The following is an 18,289-nucleotide window of genomic DNA, read 5'->3' on the forward strand; positions in this document are numbered from 1 at the left end:
AACATACACTGATAGCGGTTAACTTTCTTTGAAACGTGCCAAAAAAGCGATAAATCGTGTCCGTCATCACACCTTTTGCCGGAGATAACCTTTCTTTCGTATAATTTGTACAAAAAGAATCAAATCTTCCTGGTTCCGCAAAGTGGGTCTACAGTTAAGCTGGGGACGCGCAAGCCTGGGGGCGAAAATGGCGCTTTACACAATAGGTGAAGTGGCACTCCTGTGTGATATCAATCCCGTTACGCTACGGGCGTGGCAGCGACGGTATGGATTGCTTAAGCCGCAAAGAACGGACGGCGGGCACCGCCTGTTTAACGATGCGGATATTGACCGGATCCGCGAGATAAAAAGCTGGATCGACAACGGCGTACAGGTCGGCAAGGTAAAATCGCTTCTAAGCCAGGACGATCCTGATACGCAGCATCTCTGGCGCGAGCAGCAGGAAACCCTGCTGAGGCTGTTGCAGAGTGGCAATTTGCAGCGTCTGCGCGGCTGGATCAAAGAACAGGGTCGAGACTACCCGGCGCAAACCCTGATCACTCATCTTTTTATTCCCCTACGGCGTCGGCTTCAGTGTCAGCAAGCCACCTTACAGGCGCTGCTCAGCATGCTTGATGGCGTGCTGATTAACTATATTTCCGTCTGTCTTGCCTCAGCGCGGAATAAAAACAGCAAAGATGCACTGGTGATCGGCTGGAACGTACACGATACCACCCGGCTGTGGCTCGAAGCCTGGATTGCCACCCAGCAGGGCTGGCGCGTTGACGTGCTTGCCCACTCCCTGGCCCAGCTCAGGCCGGAACTGTTTGAGGGACAGACGCTGCTGGTCTGGTGCGGCGAAGTCCCCTCCGCTTCCCAGCAGCAGCTCCTTACGGAGTGGCGCGAACATGGTTATCCCGTTTACTCACTGGGTCCAAATGCGTCGTAACGGCATTTAATGGTTCATTAACAGCTGCGCTTCACCGTATAATTGTTCCGTTAACAACAGGAGCACATGATGAAGGCAACGAAACTGGCCGTAATTACCCTTTTTGCACTGATGGCTGTCAGCGGTATCGGTGGCGTTATGCTTGCAGGTTATTCATTTATTGTTCGCGGCGGTGTTGGCTGAGGTATCCGGCCAGGCGTTCAAACAGGCGATCCACCACAATTGCCGCCAGCGCAACCAGAATCGCCCCCTGAATAATGTAAGCCGTATTAAACCCGCTTAACCCGATAATGATCGGCGTTCCCAGCGTATTGGCTCCGACCGTCGAGGCGATGGTTGCCGTACCAATGTTGATTATCACGGACGTTCGCACGCCAGCGATAATCACCGGTGCGGCCAGCGGCAGTTCGACCTTCACCAGCCGCTGCCAGGCGCTCATCCCCATTCCTTCCGCTACGCTCAGCACCGATGCAGGCACCGCCGCAATCCCTGCCAGCGTCCCTTGCAGAATGGGCAACACGCCGTACAAAATCAGCGCAATGATGGCAGGCTCCTGCCCAAAACCGATCGCCGGCACGGCAATCGCCAGCACGGCCACCGGCGGGAAGGTCTGCCCCGTTGCGGCGATGGTCTCCACCAGCGGACGGAACTCCCTGCCCGCAGGCCGCGTCACCGCAATACCGGCGCCTGTGCCCAGCACGATAGCAATCACGCTTGACACCGCCACCAGCCAGAAGTGCGCCAGGGTGAGATTAACAAAGCTCTCCTGCTGGTATACCGGACGTGGCAGCCCGGGAATAAGCGCATTAAACAGCGCCGCGCTGTGCGGCATCAGGTAGAGTAAGGCGATAAACAGCCCTGTCAGCCAGAGTAACGGATCACGGACCCACTTCACGCGTCACCTCCCCCGCCAGCAGATCGCGAAAATGGATCGTCCCGCATGGTGTCCCCTGCCCGTCCGAAACGGGTAACACCTCACACTGCCGGGCGACAAACGCCGACAGGGCATCGCGCAGGCTCATCCCATCGTGCAGCGGTTCACCACCGATTTGCGCATCCTGCGGACGCAGATAGTCCCTGACGGTGCGCAGCGAGAGCAGCCTGACGCCCAGCTCGCTGCGGCCAAAGAATTCACGCACAAAATCGTTTGCCGGCGACGTTAACAGCTCAAGCGGCGTACCCTGCTGGACGACTTCGCCGTGATCCATCAGTACCAGACGATCGGCCAGCCGCAGTGCTTCGTCGATATCATGCGTCACCAGCACGATGGTGCGCCCGAGAATACGGTGGATGCGGCTCATCTCGGCCTGAAGTGCGCCGCGGGTGACCGGATCCAGTGCGCCGAAGGGCTCATCCATTAGCAGTACCTGCGGGTTAGCGGCCAGCGCGCGCGCCACCCCGACCCGCTGCTGCTGTCCGCCGGAAAGCTGGTGCGGATAGCGGTTACGAAGCGACGCGTCCAGGCCCAGCAGCGCCATCAGTTCGTCGACACGCTCATTGATCTTCCCCCGGGACCATTTTTCCAGCTGTGGCACGGTGGCAATGTTCTGCGCCACCGTCCAGTGGGGAAACAGGCCGATGGACTGAATGGCGTAGCCCATACGCCGCCGCAGCTCCAGCACCGGCAGGCTGCGGATCTCCTCTCCGGCAAAGCGAATCGTCCCGCTGTCGTGTTCCACCAGCCGATTGATCATCTTCAGCGTCGTCGATTTTCCCGACCCCGATGTCCCGATCAATACCGAGAACGCCCCCTCGGCAAAATGCAGATTAAGGTGGCTTGCCGCCGGACGGCCCGCAAAGGTTTTACTCACATCATGAAATTCAATCATTGGCTCTTCTCCTGAGCAGCGCGAGCCACAGGGCAAACAGGGCATCCAGTACGACCGCCAGCGCAATTGTGGGCACGACGCCCAGCAACACCAGATCCAGCGCGCTACTGAGCAGCCCCTGGAAGACCAGTGCCCCAAAGCCGCCCGCCCCGATCAGCGCGGCAATAACCGCCATCCCCACGGTTTGCACTGTCACCACCCGCAGGCTGCGAACCAGCAGCGGAAGCGCAAGCGGCAGCTGTATTTTCCAGAAACACTGGCGCGCGCTCATCCCCATCGCATGGGCGCTTTCCAGCACGTCGGGCGGAACCTGGCTTAACCCCGCCACCACGCCGCGCACCAGCGGCAGCAGCGCATACAGCACAAGGGCAATCAGCGCTGGCGTCAGCCCGGTTCCGGCAATGCCTGCCGCAGCCAACGCAGGGAAGGATTTCACCAGACCGGCGAGGGGGGCAATCAGCAGGCCAAACAGGGCGACGGAGGGGATGGTCTGAATAACGTTGAGCACGGTAAAGACGGCGCCCTGGCGGCTGGTATGTCGGTAGCACCACATGCCCAGCGGCACGCCCAGCAGCAGCGCCGGGATCAGCGTCCCGAACAGGATCGTCAGATGTTGCGCCAGCGCGTTGTCAAATACCTCCTGGCGGTTGACGTACTCTTTTAACAGCGAGAGCTGATTCAGATCGCCGCTGAAGAGGATCAGCAGAGGGATAACCCAGAATTGCGCGTTCAGCAGCCAGCGCCAGACGGGTTGCGGCGTCAGACGGCGAATGGCATCGCTACAGACCAGCAGACAAAGTGCCAGCCACAGCCACAGCCCGCTACCAACCGACGTGCGCGCCAGCGGGCTTTCAACCGCGGCCATCTGCGTTGCCGCCTGTCCCGCGCTCCAGAACAGTACGATAAACAGCGCTTCGCTGAGCAAAAACGTCAGCCACAGGGCGGTTCGCCCCGGCCAGAAGGCTAAAGCAACAGTACTCGCCAGCGCCGCGCCCAGCAGCAGCGGCGTAAATGCCCAGATCTGCCAGAGCGCGCGCGGTTCGCCCGACACCAGACGGTTTGGCGCGACATTCACAAAAGGTAACGCGACCGCCGCGATGGCCACACAGGCCAACAGCAGCAGGACGCGGTTATGGCATTTTATTGGCACAGCCTTATCCCGTTACTTCACAAGCCCTTGTTGTTTCAGGAAGTCGGCAGCCACTTTTTTGGCATCCAGCCCCTCAACGGCAATGCTGGCATTCAGCTGTTGCAGCGTTTTCGCATCCAGTTTTTCAAATACCGGTTTGAGCCATTCCGCAATATCCGGGTAGGCTTTCAGCACCGCCTCGCGCACGACCGGGGTTGGGGCGTAAATAGGCTGAACGCCTTTCGGGTCGGTCAGGGTTTGCAGGCCAAGCGCCGCGACCGGGCCGTCTGTGCCGTAGGCCATCGCCGCGTTGACGCCGGAGGTTTGCTGCGCCGCCGCCTTAATGGTCACTGCCGTGTCGCCGCCTGCCAGAGAGAGCAGCTGTGCCTGATCGAGCTTGAAATCATAGGCTTTTTCAAACGCTGGCAGGGCATCAGCGCGCTCGATAAACTCTGCCGAGGCCGCGAGCTTAAACTCGCCCTTCTCTTTCAGGTAGCGGCTGAGATCGTCAAGCGAGGTGAGCTTGCCTTTCTCGGCGATATCTTTGCGCACCGCGATGGTCCAGGTGTTGTTGGCCGGTGCCGGCGTTAGCCAGACCAGCTTATTTTTTTCTGCGTCCAGCTTTTTGACTTTTTCGTACCCGGCTTTGGCATTTTTCCAGGCCGGATCGTTTTCATCCTTGAAGAAGAATGCCCCGTTGCCGGTGTATTCCGGGTAGATATCCAGCTCGCCGGAAGTGATGGCACCGCGCACGACAGGCGTGGTGCCAAGCTGTACTTTATTGACCGTTTTCACGCCGTGGCTTTCGAGTACCTGCAAAATGATATTGCCGAGCAACGCGCCCTCGGTATCAATTTTGGAACCCACCTTAACCGGCTCTGCGGCCTGTAACGGCAGGCTCAGCGCCGCCAGAAGCACCGCCGACCCTGTTATCCCCTTAATCATCGTCATTCTGCTTTCCTCATTATTTTGTGGCCTTTTTCATAGGCTTGAGAGAAAAGCGTAGCTTAAAACAGTGAATTTAACCGTTTTTCGTACAAGATGAGAGGCATCCCCCGCCAGGCGGGGGATAGGGAGAAAGGTAAGATTATTGCAGTTCGAACTCGGCTTTGTTCACGCGGGCGGAATCCACGCCGATGAAGACGTTGAATTTGCCAGGCTCAGCATCGTATTTCATCTGCTGATTCCAGAACTTCAGCGCATTTACGTCAATCGGGAAGCTGACCGTTCTGGTTTCGCCCGGTTTCAGGTTGACCTTTTCGAAGCCGCGCAGCTGTTTCACCGGACGGCTCATGGAGGCCGTGACGTCCTGAACGTACATCTGGATCACCGTCGCGCCTTCGCGTTTGCCGCTGTTGGTCACCTCTACGCTGGCGGTCACTTTGCCGTCACGCTTCAGGGTCGGCGCCGACATTTTGACGTCAGACACCTTGAAGGTGGTGTAACTCAGGCCATAGCCAAACGGATAGAGCGGGCCGTTAGCTTCGTCGAAGTAACGGGACGTGTACTTGTTCGGCTTGTCGGCGTTATACGGACGACCGGTGTTCAGGTGGCTGTAGTAAACCGGGATCTGCCCGACGGAGCGCGGGAAGGACATCGGCAGCTTGCCGGACGGGTTGTAATCGCCAAACAGCACGTCGGCAATGGCGTTACCGCCTTCGGTACCGGCGAACCAGGTTTCCAGAATGGCGTCAGCCTGCTGATCTTCTTTCACCAGCGCCAGCGGGCGCCCGTTCATCAGCACCAGCACCAGCGGCTTGCCGGTGGCTTTCAGGGCCGCGATCAGATCGCGCTGGCTCTGCGGAATGGTAATATCGGTACGGCTGGAGGCTTCGTGCGCCATCCCCTGCGCTTCACCCACCACGGCGACCACCACGTCGGACTGCTTCGCGGCTTTAACCGCTTCGTCGAGCATCTCTTTCGGCGTGCGCGCATCCACCTTCACCGCTTCCTCATACTGGTTGAGGAAGGTCACGATGTCTTTATCGTCGGTGACGTTCGCACCTTTGGCGTAAACCACTTTTGCGTTATCACCCACGGCGCTCTTAATGCCGGTCAGCACCGTAACGGACTGATCCGCCACGCCTGCGGCGGACCAGCTGCCCATGACGTCGCGCTTGCTGTCGGCCAGCGGACCGACCACGGCAATGGTGCCGGTTTTTTTCAGCGGCAGCGTGTCGAGACGGTTTTTCAACAGCACCAGGCTTTCGCGAGCTACTTCCCGGGCTTCTTTACGGTGCAGACGGCTTTCGGCGTTGGTGTCCGCCGGGTCTGAATCCTTCGGCCCCAGATGGCTGTAAGGATCGTTAAACAGTCCCATGTCATATTTCACGTTCAGCACGTGGCGAGCGGCATCGTCCAGCTCCGCCATCGTCACCTTGCCGCTCTTCACCAGCCCCGGCAGGTATTTGCTGTAGTACTCGTCGCTCATGCTCATGTTGATGCCGGACTTAAGCGCCACGCGTACCGCATCTTCCGGGTCAGACGCCGTGCCGTGTTTGATCAGCTCTTTAATCGCGCCGTGGTCAGAAACGGTGATGCCCTTGAAGCCCCACTGGTCGCGCAACACGTCTTTCAGCAGCCACGAATCGGAGGTGGCAGGCGTGCCGTTCAGCGAGTTCAGCGCTACCATCACCGCCCCGCTGCCCGCGTCCAGCCCTGCCTTGTATGGCGGCATGTAGTCGTTAAACAGGCGCTGCGGGCTCATGTCGACGGTGTTGTACTCTTTACCGCCCTCCACCGCGCCGTAGGCGGCGAAGTGCTTGACGCTGGTCATCACCGAGTAACGATCTGCCGGACTTTTGCCCTGCATCGCTTCCACCATGGTTTTGCCCATCGTGGCGGTTAAATACGTGTCTTCTCCAAAGCCCTCCGAAGCGCGGCCCCAGCGCGGATCGCGGGAGACGTCAACCATCGGCGCCCAGGTCATGTTCAGGCCGTCGTCTGCGGCTTCATATGCCGATACGCGCCCGACGGTTTTCACCGCATCGAGGTTAAAGGAGGAGGCTAAGCCGAGGCTGATCGGGAAGACGGTACGCTGGCCGTGCACCACGTCATAAGCGAAGAACAGTGGGATTTTCAGGCGGCTCAGCTCCATCACCTGATCCTGCATCTTGCGGATATCCTGGCGGGTAACGGTGTTAAAAATGGCTCCTACCTGCCCGTCTTTGATCATCTCGCGAATGGCTTCTTTCGGGTTATCCGGGCCGACGCTGATCAGGCGCAGCTGGCCGATTTTCTCATCGACCGTCATTTTTTTGAGTAAATCCGTGACAAAGGCGTCGCGGGCTTCGGGCGTGAGCGGGTGATTACCAAACAAATCCTCTGCCAGCGCAGGTTGCAGCGCCAGGCTGACGGCGACACCTACAGAACATAGCCATTTCATGTTGTTATTCTCTCTCATCAATAACCGCGGGAAGCACCCGGCCAGACCGTGCGAAAAGCGCAGTGTGCCACAAAGCCTGAAAACCTTGCAGGGTTATTCTCTGATTTTTCTCATGAATACCCGACCGCTCAACGGCTAATCGCGCTATGCTTTACAGCGAGAAATTTGCCCCACCACAAGGAGTGGAAGATGTCTTCTGTTCGAACTGACGATAACACTACATTTATTAACGAACTGTCGCGCCTGGTTGGTCACTCTCACCTGCTTACCGACCCGGCTAAAACCGCCCGCTACCGCAAGGGCTTCCGCTCCGGTCAGGGCGAGGCACTGGCGGTGGTCTTCCCCGGTACGTTGCTCGAACTGTGGCGCGTGCTCAGCGCCTGCGTTGCGGCAGACAAGATTATTTTAATGCAGGCTGCTAACACCGGCCTGACTGAAGGCTCCACGCCGAACGGCAACGATTACGATCGTGACATCGTGATTATCAGCACCCTGCGCCTCGACAAACTGCACCTGCTGGACAAGGGCGAACAGGTACTCGCCTTCCCCGGCACCACGCTCTACTCGCTGGAAAAGGCGCTTAAGCCGCTGGGTCGCGAACCGCACTCGGTGATCGGCTCGTCGTGCATTGGTGCCTCGGTGATCGGCGGGATCTGCAATAACTCCGGCGGCTCGCTGGTGCAGCGCGGCCCGGCCTACACGGAGATGTCGCTGTTTGCCCGTATCGATGAAAACGGCAAGCTGACGCTGGTTAACCATTTGGGGATCGATCTGGGCGTAACGCCAGAGCAGATCCTCAGCAAACTTGACGATGACCGCGTGAAGGACGAAGACGTTCAGCACGATGGCCGTCACGCGCATGACCACGATTACATCACCCGCGTGCGCGATATCAATGCCGATACACCGGCGCGCTATAACGCCGATCCGGATCGCCTGTTTGAATCCTCCGGCTGCGCGGGCAAGCTGGCCGTTTTTGCGGTGCGCCTCGATACCTTCCCGGCAGAGAAAAAGCAGCAGGTGTTTTACATCGGCACCAATCAGCCGGAGGTGCTGACGGAGATCCGCCGTCATATTCTGGCCGAGTTCACTCACCTGCCGGTGGCGGGCGAGTATATGCACCGGGACATTTACGACATCGCCGAGCGCTACGGCAAAGATACCTTCCTGATGATCGACAAGCTCGGCACCGACAAAATGCCGTTCTTCTTCACCATGAAGGGCCGCACCGATGCGATGCTGGAGAAAGTGTCGCTCTTCAAGCCGCACTTCACCGACCGCTTTATGCAGAAGCTGGGCAACGTCTTCCCGGCGCATTTACCGGAGCGGATGAAGACCTGGCGCGACAAGTATGAGCACCATCTGCTGCTGAAAATGGCCGGGGACGGAATTGACGAAGCGCAGAGCTGGCTCACCGAATTCTTCAAAACCGCCGACGGGGATTTCTTTGCCTGCACGCCGGAAGAAGGCAGCAAAGCCTTCCTGCATCGTTTCGCCGCGGCGGGTGCCGCTATCCGTTATCAGGCGGTGCATTCCGAAGAAGTGGAGGATATTCTGGCGCTGGATATCGCCCTGCGTCGCAACGATACCGAGTGGTTTGAACATCTGCCGCCGGAGATCGACAGCAAGCTGGTGCATAAGCTCTATTACGGCCACTTTATGTGCTATGTCTTCCACCAGGATTACATCGTGAAAAAAGGGGTTGATGCACACGCGCTGAAAGAACAGATGCTGGCGCTGCTGCACGAGCGTGGCGCGCAATATCCTGCCGAGCACAACGTGGGACACCTGTATAAAGCGCCGGAGACGCTTAAACAGTTTTATCGCAAAAATGACCCTACAAACAGTATGAACCCCGGCATTGGTAAGACAACGCGGAAGAAATACTGGAAAGAGAGTGCTGAATCAGAGCAGCACAATACGCAAGCCTCTGATGAACTCATATAGCCAAATTTAAGAGATTGTTAAGCTCTCCTCAAACGTACTAGAGTATCTGCCTGTTGCCAGAGAAACGTTTCTCTGGCTTTCCAAACAAGGAGCGGGCAGAACATGTCGGCTGTAGAAACTTTCCCCGAAACTGAAATCGAGGTGCGCGACGCCCTTCCTGACGATGCGCATGCCATCTCGGCGATATACGCCTGGCATGTGCTTCATGGCCGTGCGTCCTTCGAGGAAGTTCCCCCCACCGTCGATGAGATGCGTCAGCGGATGAAGAGCGTGACCGACAGCGGTTTACCGTGGCTGGTTGCGCTGTATCGCGGCATTGTTGTCGGCTACTGCTACGCCACGTTTTATCGTCCACGCCAGGCTTATCGCTATACCCTTGAAGAATCCATTTATGTGGATGCCAGCACCACCGGCCGCGGGTTTGGCTCGGCCTTACTCCAGGCACTGATCGCCCGTTGTGAACAAGGACCGTGGCGGCAGATGATTGCCGTGGTCGGCGACGGGCAAAATAACCCCGGGTCGTTGCGGCTGCATAAAAAGCACGGTTTCGAAATTGTGGGTCAGCTCAGAAGTGTGGGATATAAAAAAGGCGACTGGCGGGACACGGTGATGATGCAGCGCCCGCTCAACGACGGGGACTGGACGCTGCCGGAATAAACGCAGTGCGGTCTGGTGCCCTCACCCCGGCCCTCTCCCACAGGGAGAGGGAGAAAACATAAAAAACGGTAACATGCGTTACCGTTTTGCTTTTTCCTAATCGTTCTGCGCCGTCGCCATCTGTTCCGCTTTCTGCTTTTTATACGCCAGCGCTGAAGCCGGCACCGGCTGCACTTTCCCGGTTTCAATCCAGGTACGCAGGCGGCTGGCATCCGCGAAGTGGGTATATTTGCCGAAGGCGTCCATCACCACCAGCGCCACTGGCTTACCGTTAAATACGGTGCGCATCACCAGGCAGTGTCCTGCCGCATTGGTGAATCCGGTCTTGGTTAACTGAATATTCCAGTTATCGCGATACACCAGATGGTTAGTGTTGCGGAACGGCAGCGTATACGCCGGGTTCGAGAATGTCGCCATCTCCTCACGCGTGGTGCTGAGCTGACCAATCAGCGGGTATTGCTTACTGGCGATCAGCAGCTTTGTTAAATCACGCGCCGTCGAGACGTTATGGATCGATAGACCGGTTGGCTCCACGAAATGGGTATTTTTCATCCCCAGCGCTTTGGCTTTGGCGTTCATCGCGCGGATAAACGCGTCGTAACCGCCAGGATAATGGTGGGCAAGGCTCGCCGCCGCGCGGTTCTCTGAGGACATCAGCGCCAACAGCAGCATATTTTTACGGCTGATTTCACTGTTCAGACGCACGCGAGAGTAGATCCCTTTCATCTCTGGCGTGTGGCTGATATCCACTTTTAGCTTTTCGTCCAGCGGCAGTCGTGCATCAAGCACCACCATCGCGGTCATGACTTTGGTTATGGAAGCGATCGGGCGCACCAGATCCGGATGACTGGCGTAGATCACCTTGTTGGTATTCAGGTCAACGATCATCGCGCTGCCGGACGCAATCTGGGGTTGCGCAGCAGCGGTGGCGACTGCGGTCGTTTTGGCGATGGCTGGCGCGGTAGCGGAGACGCCCAACAGCAGCGCAAGACTAAGGAGTGACACTCGAAATTTCAGCATGATGAGACTTCTGATAATGATTCACGCACGTTATGACGTACACCGCCTGTGTCGACGGATAAACACAGGCTGGCTTCGGCATCATAGCGGTCACCGTGCGTTGTCGCCAGCGGAGAATCATAACCAGATGCTGCATTGCTGGCATTTACGCCAGCAATGCAGGGAACTTAGAAGAGACGGTATCCATAACCCCAAAGAATAACTGTCAGGGCCAGTAGCGCCTCCAGGACCAGTACGCCGATGGCAAGCGTAGAGCTGGAGAAGCTCAGGCCCTCTTCTTTATTGATATTGAGGAAGGTTGGCACCCCTACATACAGCAGATAACCGGTATAAAAGAGGGCAACCGTACCGATCAGCGCGCACAGCCAGACCAGTGGATAGAGCGCGACAATACCGCTTAAAAACAGCGGGGTCGCGACGTATCCGGCGAAGACCATACAGTGTGCCAGCGACGGGCGCTGCGGATAGTTGCGCGCCATCCAGTGGATGACCCGCCCCATCACCGCCACCCCGGCCAGCATCAGGCCATAAAACAGAATGGCCAGGTACAGTCCGGTAAACCACGAAAGCTGAACCACGGTGCCGTCACCAAAGTTCCAGCCTATCTGCGTAGTACCAATAAATGCGCAGACCACCGGCACCGCTGCCATCAGCAGGACATGGTGGGTATAGTGATGCGCGACCGTTTCGTTCTCGTTACGGATGACCTGCATTTCACGATCGGGATGGGAGAAAAGTCCCCAGACATGGTTCATAACGCCCCCTTGTTGTCGGCCCGTCAGCGATAGCTTAAGTATAATGCAGGCTTTAGATTATTTTATGTACAGTGGGAAATTTCCGTTGATTGCCGCGCGGTTAATGGATGGGGTATATGATTAACGCAGGCACAGTAAGGGAGACGACGTTTACGTAATGGATATCAACGGTCTTATTGAACAATATGGATACGCCGCGCTGGTGATCGGCAGCGTGGCGGAAGGCGAAACCATCACGCTGCTGGGCGGGGTGGCCGCACACCAGGGATTGCTGAAATTCTCGCTGGTGGTCGCCGCCGTCGCGTTGGGCGGTATGATTGGCGATCAGCTGCTCTACTTTCTGGGGCTGCGCTTTGGCCCGACGCTTTTGCAACGTTTTGCCAGGCATCAAAAGAAAATTCGCCGTGCTCAGCGGCTTATCCAGCGACGTCCCTGGCTGTTTGTGATTGGTACCCGCTTTATGTACGGTTTTCGCATCATTGGGCCGATACTGATTGGCGCGAGTCGTTTACCACCGAAAATTTTCCTGCCGCTGAACATTCTCGGGGCGATTGCCTGGGCGCTGATTTTCACCACGCTTGGCTACGTGGGTGGCGAAGTGATTGGCCCATGGCTGCATAATCTTGACCAGCACCTGAAGCACTGGGCGTGGTTGATCCTGGTGGTTGTGGCGGTGATTGGGGTACGGCTGTGGCTGAAGCATCGTGAAAAGCGGCAGGATGAAGAGTGAGTTCGGCCTGCTGCCCTCACCCCGCCCCTCTCCCACAGGGAGAGGGAGAAGGGTATCTACCCTTCCGGCTTAAACTGCGGATTCGCCAGCATAAAACCGCCGTCAACGATAAACGACTGCCCGGTGGTGTAGCTGGCGTCACTGTCACACAGCCACGCCACCAGGCTGGCAATTTCTTTGGTATGCCCTGGCCGTGCCAGCGGGATTTCCGGCATTGAGCCTTCTTTCACTTCGCTGTCGTCCATATCATTCATCGGCGTGGCGATCGCACCGGGCGCAACGGCGTTCACCAGAATCTTATGTTTAACCAGCTCCAGCGCCATCGACTTGGTTAACCCGCCCAGCGCATGTTTGGCCGCCGTATAGGCGCTGGCGTCCGGCAATGGCGTATGTTCATGCACCGAGGTGATGTTCACGATCCGCCCCCCTTCCCCCTGCTTCACCATCTGACGCGCCGCGATTTGCGAGCAGAGAAACGCGCCGTCCACGTCAACGGTGAATATGTGCCGCCAGTCGTCAAACGACAGGTCTAGAAATGGCGCTTTGTTCATCGCCCCGGCATTGTTAACCAGCACATCCAGCCGCCCGAAACGCGTAATCAGGGTTTCAATGGCCTTTGCGCCTTCCGGTAAATGGCTTAAGTTGAGTTGAATGGCCTCGGCACGCTGCCCGCGCGCTTCAATTTCACGGCAGGTTGCCAGCGCCCCTTCCTCATCTGAGTGCCAGGTCACCCCGATATCAAACCCGCGCTCGGCCAGCATCAGGGCCGTCGTTTTGCCAATTCCTGAATCCGATGCGGTAACAATTGCGACTCGCGTCATACTCACCTCCTGAAAATCTGCAAAGAGGTAAGTATAGATAATGCGCAATGTTAGCCGTGATGATATCCGCCACCCAGCGCGGAGGTGAGCTGGAGCGTGGCATCCACGTACTGACCTTTCAGCATCAACCCGGCAATACGCTCTTTGAGCGCCGGAATTTTTGCTTCACTCACCCGGGAGCCGGCAATGATCCCCGCGCTGAAGCGCGCCTGCGCCAGCGCAACGACGCGCGCCGCATCTTTTTCGATCTGCTGCTGGTGCTGATTTTTGGCGGTCAGCGTTTCCACTTCGCTGGCCGTCCGGGAGACCTGGTTTACGGCATCTACCACGGCCTTGTTGTAGTTCGCCACGGAGAGGTTGTTTTGCGCCTGGGCGATATCCAGGTTCGCATTCAACCGACCGCTGTCAAAAATTGGCAGCGTCAGCCCCGCGGTTACGCCCATTTGCTGCGCAGATGAGCGGAACAGGTCGCTCAGGTGCAATGCATCCTGCTGCAAGAACGCCATCAAATTGATGTCAGGGTAGAACGCGGCTCTGGCGGCATCGACTTCGCTCATGGATGCTTCGATATACCAGTGCGCCTCCTGCAAATCCGGCCGCCGAGCCAGCAGTTCATAACCGAGCGTTGATGGCAGCGATGCCTCTGCGTCAGGTAAGGCATGCCGTGCGAGCGTGACTGAAGGGGTATTGGTCAACGCATTCAGACGCGCCTCAATGGCCTTCATTTTGCCGTGCACGTCAGCGAGCTGTTCATCGGTTTTGCTGGCACTGATATCCGTTTCAACCCCTTCCACCGAGGAGGTAATGCCGTGCTGATAAAGTTCCCGATCGGCACCGATGATATTTTCCTGCTCCCGTTTGATCTGCGCGAGCACGTCACCCACCGCGGCCTCGGTCTGCCAGTCCCAGTACAGCCGCGCGACGCTGCTGGCGAGCAGCTGGCGGGTCTGCTCCAGCTCCGCTTTTTGCGCATTCACCTTACCGATGCGGGCCTCAATTTGGGCGCGGTTTTTACCCCATAAATCCAGATCCCAACCCGCCGTCAGACCAAAGGTGCCGTTGGTATACCAGGGGCCGGTGGTCCCCGCTGCCGGGTCGGTCAGTGCAAATGGCCCCATCAACCCCTCTGCCGACATCTTTTGCCGTTCCACATCTGCGGAAAAATCCAGTTGTGGACCCTCAGCAGCGACAGCGGCTTTCGCCTGTGCTTCCGCCAGGGTGATACGCTGACGGGCAATTTGCATATCCGGCGCATCCGCCAGCGCTTTGTCGATCAGCGCGTTGAGCTGGGGGTCGTTAAAGTCTTTCCACCATTCGCTTTTTGGCCAGTCGGCATGACGCAGTTGGGTATTTACAGTTGCGGCGGCGGCTTGCGTTTTTACTGGTGACACCGTGGCATGTTCCGGCGCGCAGGCGGCCAGCATAAAAACAAGAGGAGTACTCAGAGATAAAGTAAGAGAACGTTTCATTACGCCATGAACTCAAAAAAATAAAGGCGCAACTTACGCTTACTGACGTTCCGTTTTTTAGTAATGCGTGGCAATCCGCATATTGTTATACATTTTCATATCCGGAAATTTATTCCCCAAGACAATGAGTTAATTTCATGTATTCATGCTAATTATGAATTGACTGCTACACTTACTTCGACAGACATACGCAGGAGAGGCGAATGAAAATATTATTGTGGGTTATTTTGATTATATTTCTGATAGGGCTGCTGGTGGTAACCGGCGTATTCAAGATGATTTTCTGATTCCGTTGCCCGGCTCCGCGCCGGGCAAACTCTTCACACTTCGCTCAGGACTTCGACTGGATCACCCGGGCAATATCCGCAGACGTCTGTAGGGTACGGATCTCCTGAAATAATCCCAGCGCGTCGTCGTACTCTTTACGCAAATAACTCAGCCACTGTTTAATGCGCGCGACGTGATACAAGCCGGTATCGCCCTGCTTTTCCAGCCGCGTGTATTTTTGCAGTAGTTTCACCACATCCGCCCACGGCATCCGCGGCTCATTATATTTCACCACCCGGCTGAGGTTCGGCACGTTCAGCGCACCGCGGCCAATCATCACGGCATTACAGCCGGTCTCTTTGAGGCAGGCCTGCGCGCTCTCGTAATCCCAGATTTCGCCGTTGGCAATCACCGGAATCGTAAGCCGTTTGCGGATCTCGCCAATCGCCTGCCAGTTAATGCGCTCGGCTTTATAACCATCCTCTTTGGTTCGCCCGTGCACCACCAGCTCGGTGGCGCCCGCCTGCTGCACCGCGTCAGCAATTTCAAACTGCTTATCGCCGCTGTCCCATCCCAGACGGACTTTGACCGTCACCGGCAGATGCGATGGCACTGCCTCACGCATGGCCTTTGCGCCGCGATAAATCAGCTCCGGATCTTTAAGTAGCGTCGCCCCCCCGCCGCTGCCGTTGACCAGCTTTGACGGACAGCCGCAGTTAAGATCGACGCCGTACGAACCAAGCGCTACCGCGCGGGCGGCGTTTTCAGCCAGCCACTCAGGATACTGGCCGAGCAGCTGGACGCGCACCAGCGTACCGGACGGCGTGCGGCTCTGACGATGCAGTTCCGGACAGAGACGATAAAATGATTTTTCTGGCAGCAACATATCGACCACGCGCAGAAACTCCGTCACGCAGAGATCGTAATCGTTCACCTCGGTAAGCAGCTCGCGCACGAGAGAGTCGAGCACGCCTTCCATCGGGGCCAGTAAAACACGCATTCTGAGTACCTGTGAAAAAAGACGCGCTATAGTAGCTGCTCTCTATGTATGTTGAAAGCCCGGCGTTCCATTCCGGAATGTCTGGTATGCCCAAAATTCATGATGTGATCCGTGGCACATTTTCAGGTTTAATTGTATGATGAATACGTCTCAGCAAGGACTTTCACCATGAGCAAATCACTGAATACTATCTGGCAATACCTTCGCGCCTTCGTCCTCATTTATGCCTGCCTGTACGCCGGCATTTTTATCGCTTCGCTGCTGCCGATTACGATACCCGGCAGCATTATCGGCATGCTGATCCTGTTTGTACTGCTGGCATTACAGGTGCTGCCCGCAAAATGGGTCAACCCAGGGTGCTTCGTTCTCATTCGCTACATGGCCCTGCTTTTTGTGCCTATCGGCGTTGGGGTTATGCAGTATTACGATGTGCTTAAAGCGCAGTTCGGCCCGATTGTGGTCTCCTGCGCCATCAGTACGCTGGTGGTTTTCCTGGTCGTCAGCTGGAGTTCACACATTGTGCATGGCGAACGTAAGGTCGTCGGGGAGAAAACAAAAAAATGATGGCGAATATCTGGTGGTCCCTGCCGTTAACCCTGGTGGTGTTCTTTGCTGCGCGTAAGCTTGCGGTGCGTTTCAAAATGCCGTTGCTCAACCCGCTGCTGGTCGCCATGGTGGTGATTATTCCTTTTCTGCTGCTCACCGGCATTTCTTATGAGCGTTACTTCGCCGGGAGCAAGATCCTTAACGATTTGTTGCAGCCTGCCGTGGTGGCGCTGGCGTTTCCTTTATATGAGCAACTGCATCAGATCCGCGCGCGCTGGAAATCCATCATAACCATCTGCTTCGTGGGGAGCCTTGTTGCGATGATCACCGGCACCTCGGTGGCCTTAATGATGGGCGCATCGCCGCAGATCGCCGCCTCTATCCTGCCTAAATCCGTCACCACGCCGATTGCCATGGCCGTGGGCGGCAGCATCGGGGGCATTCCGGCCATCAGCGCCGTGTGCGTGATTTTCGTCGGTATCCTGGGCGCGGTGTTTGGTCATACGCTGCTGAATATCATGAAAATTCGTACCAAAGCGGCACGCGGTCTGGCGATGGGTACCGCCTCGCACGCGCTGGGCACCGCACGCTGCGCGGAACTGGATTATCAGGAAGGGGCATTCAGCTCGCTGGCGCTGGTGATCTGCGGGATTATCACTTCCCTGGTCGCGCCGTTTATCTTCCCGATTATTCTGGCAGTAATGGGCTAAAATTTGCGATGCGTCGCGCAAATTTCATTTTCATTTCATAAGTTGCAAACATAATGAGATTTGGATCACATATAAAGGCCGTACGGCTCCGTACACTACCGATCCATTAACCTTGATGAGGCAACGTCATGCATCCACGTTTTCAAGCTGCTTTCTCTCAGCTTGCAGAGAATTTGCAATCAGCCCTGGCTCCGGTTCTGGCGGATGCGCATTTCCCCGCCCTGCTGACAGCAGATCAGGTCACGACGCTTAAACAGGCAACGGGGCTGGACGAAGACGCGCTGGCTTTCGCCCTGCTGCCCCTGGCGGCTGCCTGCGCCCGCGCTGACCTTTCCCATTTTAACGTAGGCGCAATTGCGCGCGGTGTGAGCGGGACCTGGTACTTCGGCGGAAACATGGAGTTTCTCGGTGCGACCATGCAGCAAACCGTCCACGCGGAGCAGAGCGCCATCAGTCACGCCTGGCTACGCGGCGAAAAAGCCCTGCGCGCCATCACCGTCAACTATACCCCTTGCGGCCACTGCCGCCAGTTTATGAATGAGCTGAACAGCGGTCTTGAACTGCGTATCAACCTGCCGGGACGCGCACCGCATACGCTGAGTGATTACCTGCCGGATGCTTTCGGCCCGAAAGATCTTGAGATCAAAACCCTGCTGATGGACGAGCAGGACCACGGTTATGCGCTCTCAGGGGATGAGCTGAGCGAAGCGGCCATTGCCGCCGCCAATAAAAGCCACACGCCATACAGCAAATCTCCAAGCGGCGTCGCCCTTCAGTGCCGCGACGGCCGCATCTTCACCGGCAGTTACGCAGAGAACGCCGCGTTTAACCCGACGCTGCCTCCGCTTCAGGGCGCCCTGAACCTGCTTAGCCTGAACGGGTATGACTACCCGGATATTCAGCGCGCAATCCTGGCTGAAAAGGCCGATGCGCCGCTGATCCAGTGGGACGCGACCGCAGCCACGCTGAAAGCGCTGGGCTGTTCAACCATCGACCGCGTGCTGCTGGCATAATCTGTTCGGCGGGCAGAGTTGCCCGCCAGTCTGACGAAAAACCCCTCAGTTGAATCGCTGTTTCTTGCGCTAACCAGGCGGGT

18 protein-coding genes are annotated in these 18,289 nt (G+C 57.1%); 8 read left to right on the forward strand and 10 right to left on the reverse strand.

Annotated elements, in window-relative coordinates; all coding sequences use genetic code 11:
* Positions 1–187 precede the first annotated feature (187 nt).
* Both mlrA and L384_RS22380 read left to right on the forward strand, forming a co-directional pair.
* The gene (gene mlrA / locus L384_RS01765; protein ID WP_023324961.1) at positions 188–928 is read left to right on the forward strand and encodes an HTH-type transcriptional regulator MlrA; all 741 of its coding nucleotides are present in this window, start codon (positions 188–190) and stop codon (positions 926–928) included.
* A gap of 69 nt (positions 929–997) precedes the next feature.
* On the forward strand, positions 998–1,111 hold the full coding sequence (locus L384_RS22380; RefSeq protein ID WP_022648678.1) for a protein YohO: 114 nt from the start codon (positions 998–1,000) through the stop codon (positions 1,109–1,111).
* On the opposite strand, the gene L384_RS01760 is transcribed toward L384_RS22380, so the two are convergent.
* From L384_RS01760 to bglX, 5 genes are all read right to left on the reverse strand, one after another.
* Positions 1,086–1,823 carry an ABC transporter permease gene (locus L384_RS01760; protein ID WP_003859277.1) on the reverse strand — a complete coding sequence of 246 codons (738 nt, stop codon included), beginning with the start codon at positions 1,821–1,823 and terminating at the stop codon, positions 1,086–1,088. The two genes, L384_RS22380 and L384_RS01760, sit on opposite strands and share 26 nt — an antisense overlap.
* Positions 1,807–2,757 (reverse strand): ABC transporter ATP-binding protein, encoded by a 951-nt coding sequence (locus L384_RS01755; RefSeq protein ID WP_003859280.1) that lies wholly within the window; start codon positions 2,755–2,757, stop codon positions 1,807–1,809. Before L384_RS01755 ends, L384_RS01760 begins: the two co-directional genes overlap by 17 nt.
* Positions 2,750–3,907, reverse strand: a complete 1,158-nt coding sequence (locus L384_RS01750) for an ABC transporter permease (RefSeq protein WP_003859282.1) — start codon at positions 3,905–3,907, stop codon at positions 2,750–2,752. The genes L384_RS01755 and L384_RS01750 overlap by 8 nt, the downstream gene beginning before the upstream one ends.
* 12 nt (positions 3,908–3,919) lie before the next feature.
* Positions 3,920–4,837: a glycine betaine ABC transporter substrate-binding protein OsmF gene (locus L384_RS01745; RefSeq protein WP_003859284.1), complete on the reverse strand. Its 918-nt coding sequence runs from the start codon at positions 4,835–4,837 to the stop codon at positions 3,920–3,922.
* 136 nt (positions 4,838–4,973) lie between these two features.
* Positions 4,974–7,271, reverse strand: coding sequence for a beta-glucosidase BglX (gene bglX, locus L384_RS01740; protein ID WP_023324962.1), 2,298 nt, complete (start codon positions 7,269–7,271; stop codon positions 4,974–4,976).
* A 189-nt stretch (positions 7,272–7,460) separates the two neighbouring features.
* Here bglX and dld point away from each other — a divergent pair, with 189 nt between their 5' ends.
* On the forward strand, positions 7,461–9,218 hold the full coding sequence (gene dld / locus L384_RS01735; protein WP_003859288.1) for a D-lactate dehydrogenase: 1,758 nt from the start codon (positions 7,461–7,463) through the stop codon (positions 9,216–9,218).
* A 102-nt stretch (positions 9,219–9,320) separates the two neighbouring features.
* Positions 9,321–9,875: a GNAT family N-acetyltransferase gene (locus L384_RS01730; RefSeq protein ID WP_003859289.1), complete on the forward strand. Its 555-nt coding sequence runs from the start codon at positions 9,321–9,323 to the stop codon at positions 9,873–9,875.
* Positions 9,876–9,971: 96 nt separating this feature from the next.
* Here L384_RS01730 and pbpG read toward each other — a convergent pair whose 3' ends face one another.
* Complete coding sequence (gene pbpG, locus L384_RS01725) at positions 9,972–10,895, reverse strand: D-alanyl-D-alanine endopeptidase (protein ID WP_015572329.1); 924 nt, start codon at positions 10,893–10,895, stop codon at positions 9,972–9,974.
* Positions 10,896–11,062: 167 nt separating this feature from the next.
* Complete coding sequence (locus L384_RS01720) at positions 11,063–11,650, reverse strand: Yip1 family protein (RefSeq protein ID WP_003859296.1); 588 nt, start codon at positions 11,648–11,650, stop codon at positions 11,063–11,065.
* A gap of 157 nt (positions 11,651–11,807) precedes the next feature.
* Here L384_RS01720 and L384_RS01715 point away from each other — a divergent pair, with 157 nt between their 5' ends.
* Positions 11,808–12,380 carry a DedA family protein gene (locus tag L384_RS01715; RefSeq protein WP_023324963.1) on the forward strand — a complete coding sequence of 191 codons (573 nt, stop codon included), beginning with the start codon at positions 11,808–11,810 and terminating at the stop codon, positions 12,378–12,380.
* A gap of 56 nt (positions 12,381–12,436) precedes the next feature.
* Here the strand turns inward: L384_RS01715 and L384_RS01710 are convergent, their stop codons facing one another.
* The 3 genes from L384_RS01710 to dusC all read right to left on the reverse strand — a co-directional run bounded on the left by L384_RS01710 (position 12,437) and on the right by dusC (position 15,937).
* A complete protein-coding gene (locus L384_RS01710; RefSeq protein WP_023324964.1) occupies positions 12,437–13,201 on the reverse strand; it encodes an SDR family oxidoreductase in 765 nt (254 codons plus the stop codon).
* Between the two features lie 50 nt (positions 13,202–13,251).
* Positions 13,252–14,670, reverse strand: a complete 1,419-nt coding sequence (gene mdtQ, locus L384_RS01705) for a multidrug resistance outer membrane protein MdtQ (RefSeq protein ID WP_023324965.1) — start codon at positions 14,668–14,670, stop codon at positions 13,252–13,254.
* Between the two features lie 331 nt (positions 14,671–15,001).
* Positions 15,002–15,937 carry a tRNA dihydrouridine(16) synthase DusC gene (dusC, locus tag L384_RS01700; protein WP_003859306.1) on the reverse strand — a complete coding sequence of 312 codons (936 nt, stop codon included), beginning with the start codon at positions 15,935–15,937 and terminating at the stop codon, positions 15,002–15,004.
* 168 nt (positions 15,938–16,105) lie between these two features.
* Between dusC and L384_RS01695 the strand changes: the two genes are divergently transcribed.
* The 3 genes from L384_RS01695 to cdd all read left to right on the forward strand — a co-directional run bounded on the left by L384_RS01695 (position 16,106) and on the right by cdd (position 18,206).
* On the forward strand, positions 16,106–16,501 hold the full coding sequence (locus L384_RS01695) for a CidA/LrgA family protein (RefSeq protein ID WP_003859308.1): 396 nt from the start codon (positions 16,106–16,108) through the stop codon (positions 16,499–16,501).
* Positions 16,498–17,193 carry a CidB/LrgB family autolysis modulator gene (locus tag L384_RS01690; RefSeq protein ID WP_003859310.1) on the forward strand — a complete coding sequence of 232 codons (696 nt, stop codon included), beginning with the start codon at positions 16,498–16,500 and terminating at the stop codon, positions 17,191–17,193. Before L384_RS01695 ends, L384_RS01690 begins: the two co-directional genes overlap by 4 nt.
* Positions 17,194–17,321: 128 nt before the next feature.
* Positions 17,322–18,206 (forward strand): cytidine deaminase, encoded by an 885-nt coding sequence (gene cdd, locus L384_RS01685; protein ID WP_022651515.1) that lies wholly within the window; start codon positions 17,322–17,324, stop codon positions 18,204–18,206.
* Positions 18,207–18,289 lie beyond the last annotated feature (83 nt).

The organism is Enterobacter sp. MGH 38 (genome assembly GCF_000492855.1).
Lineage (GTDB): Bacteria > Pseudomonadota > Gammaproteobacteria > Enterobacterales > Enterobacteriaceae > Enterobacter > Enterobacter hormaechei_C.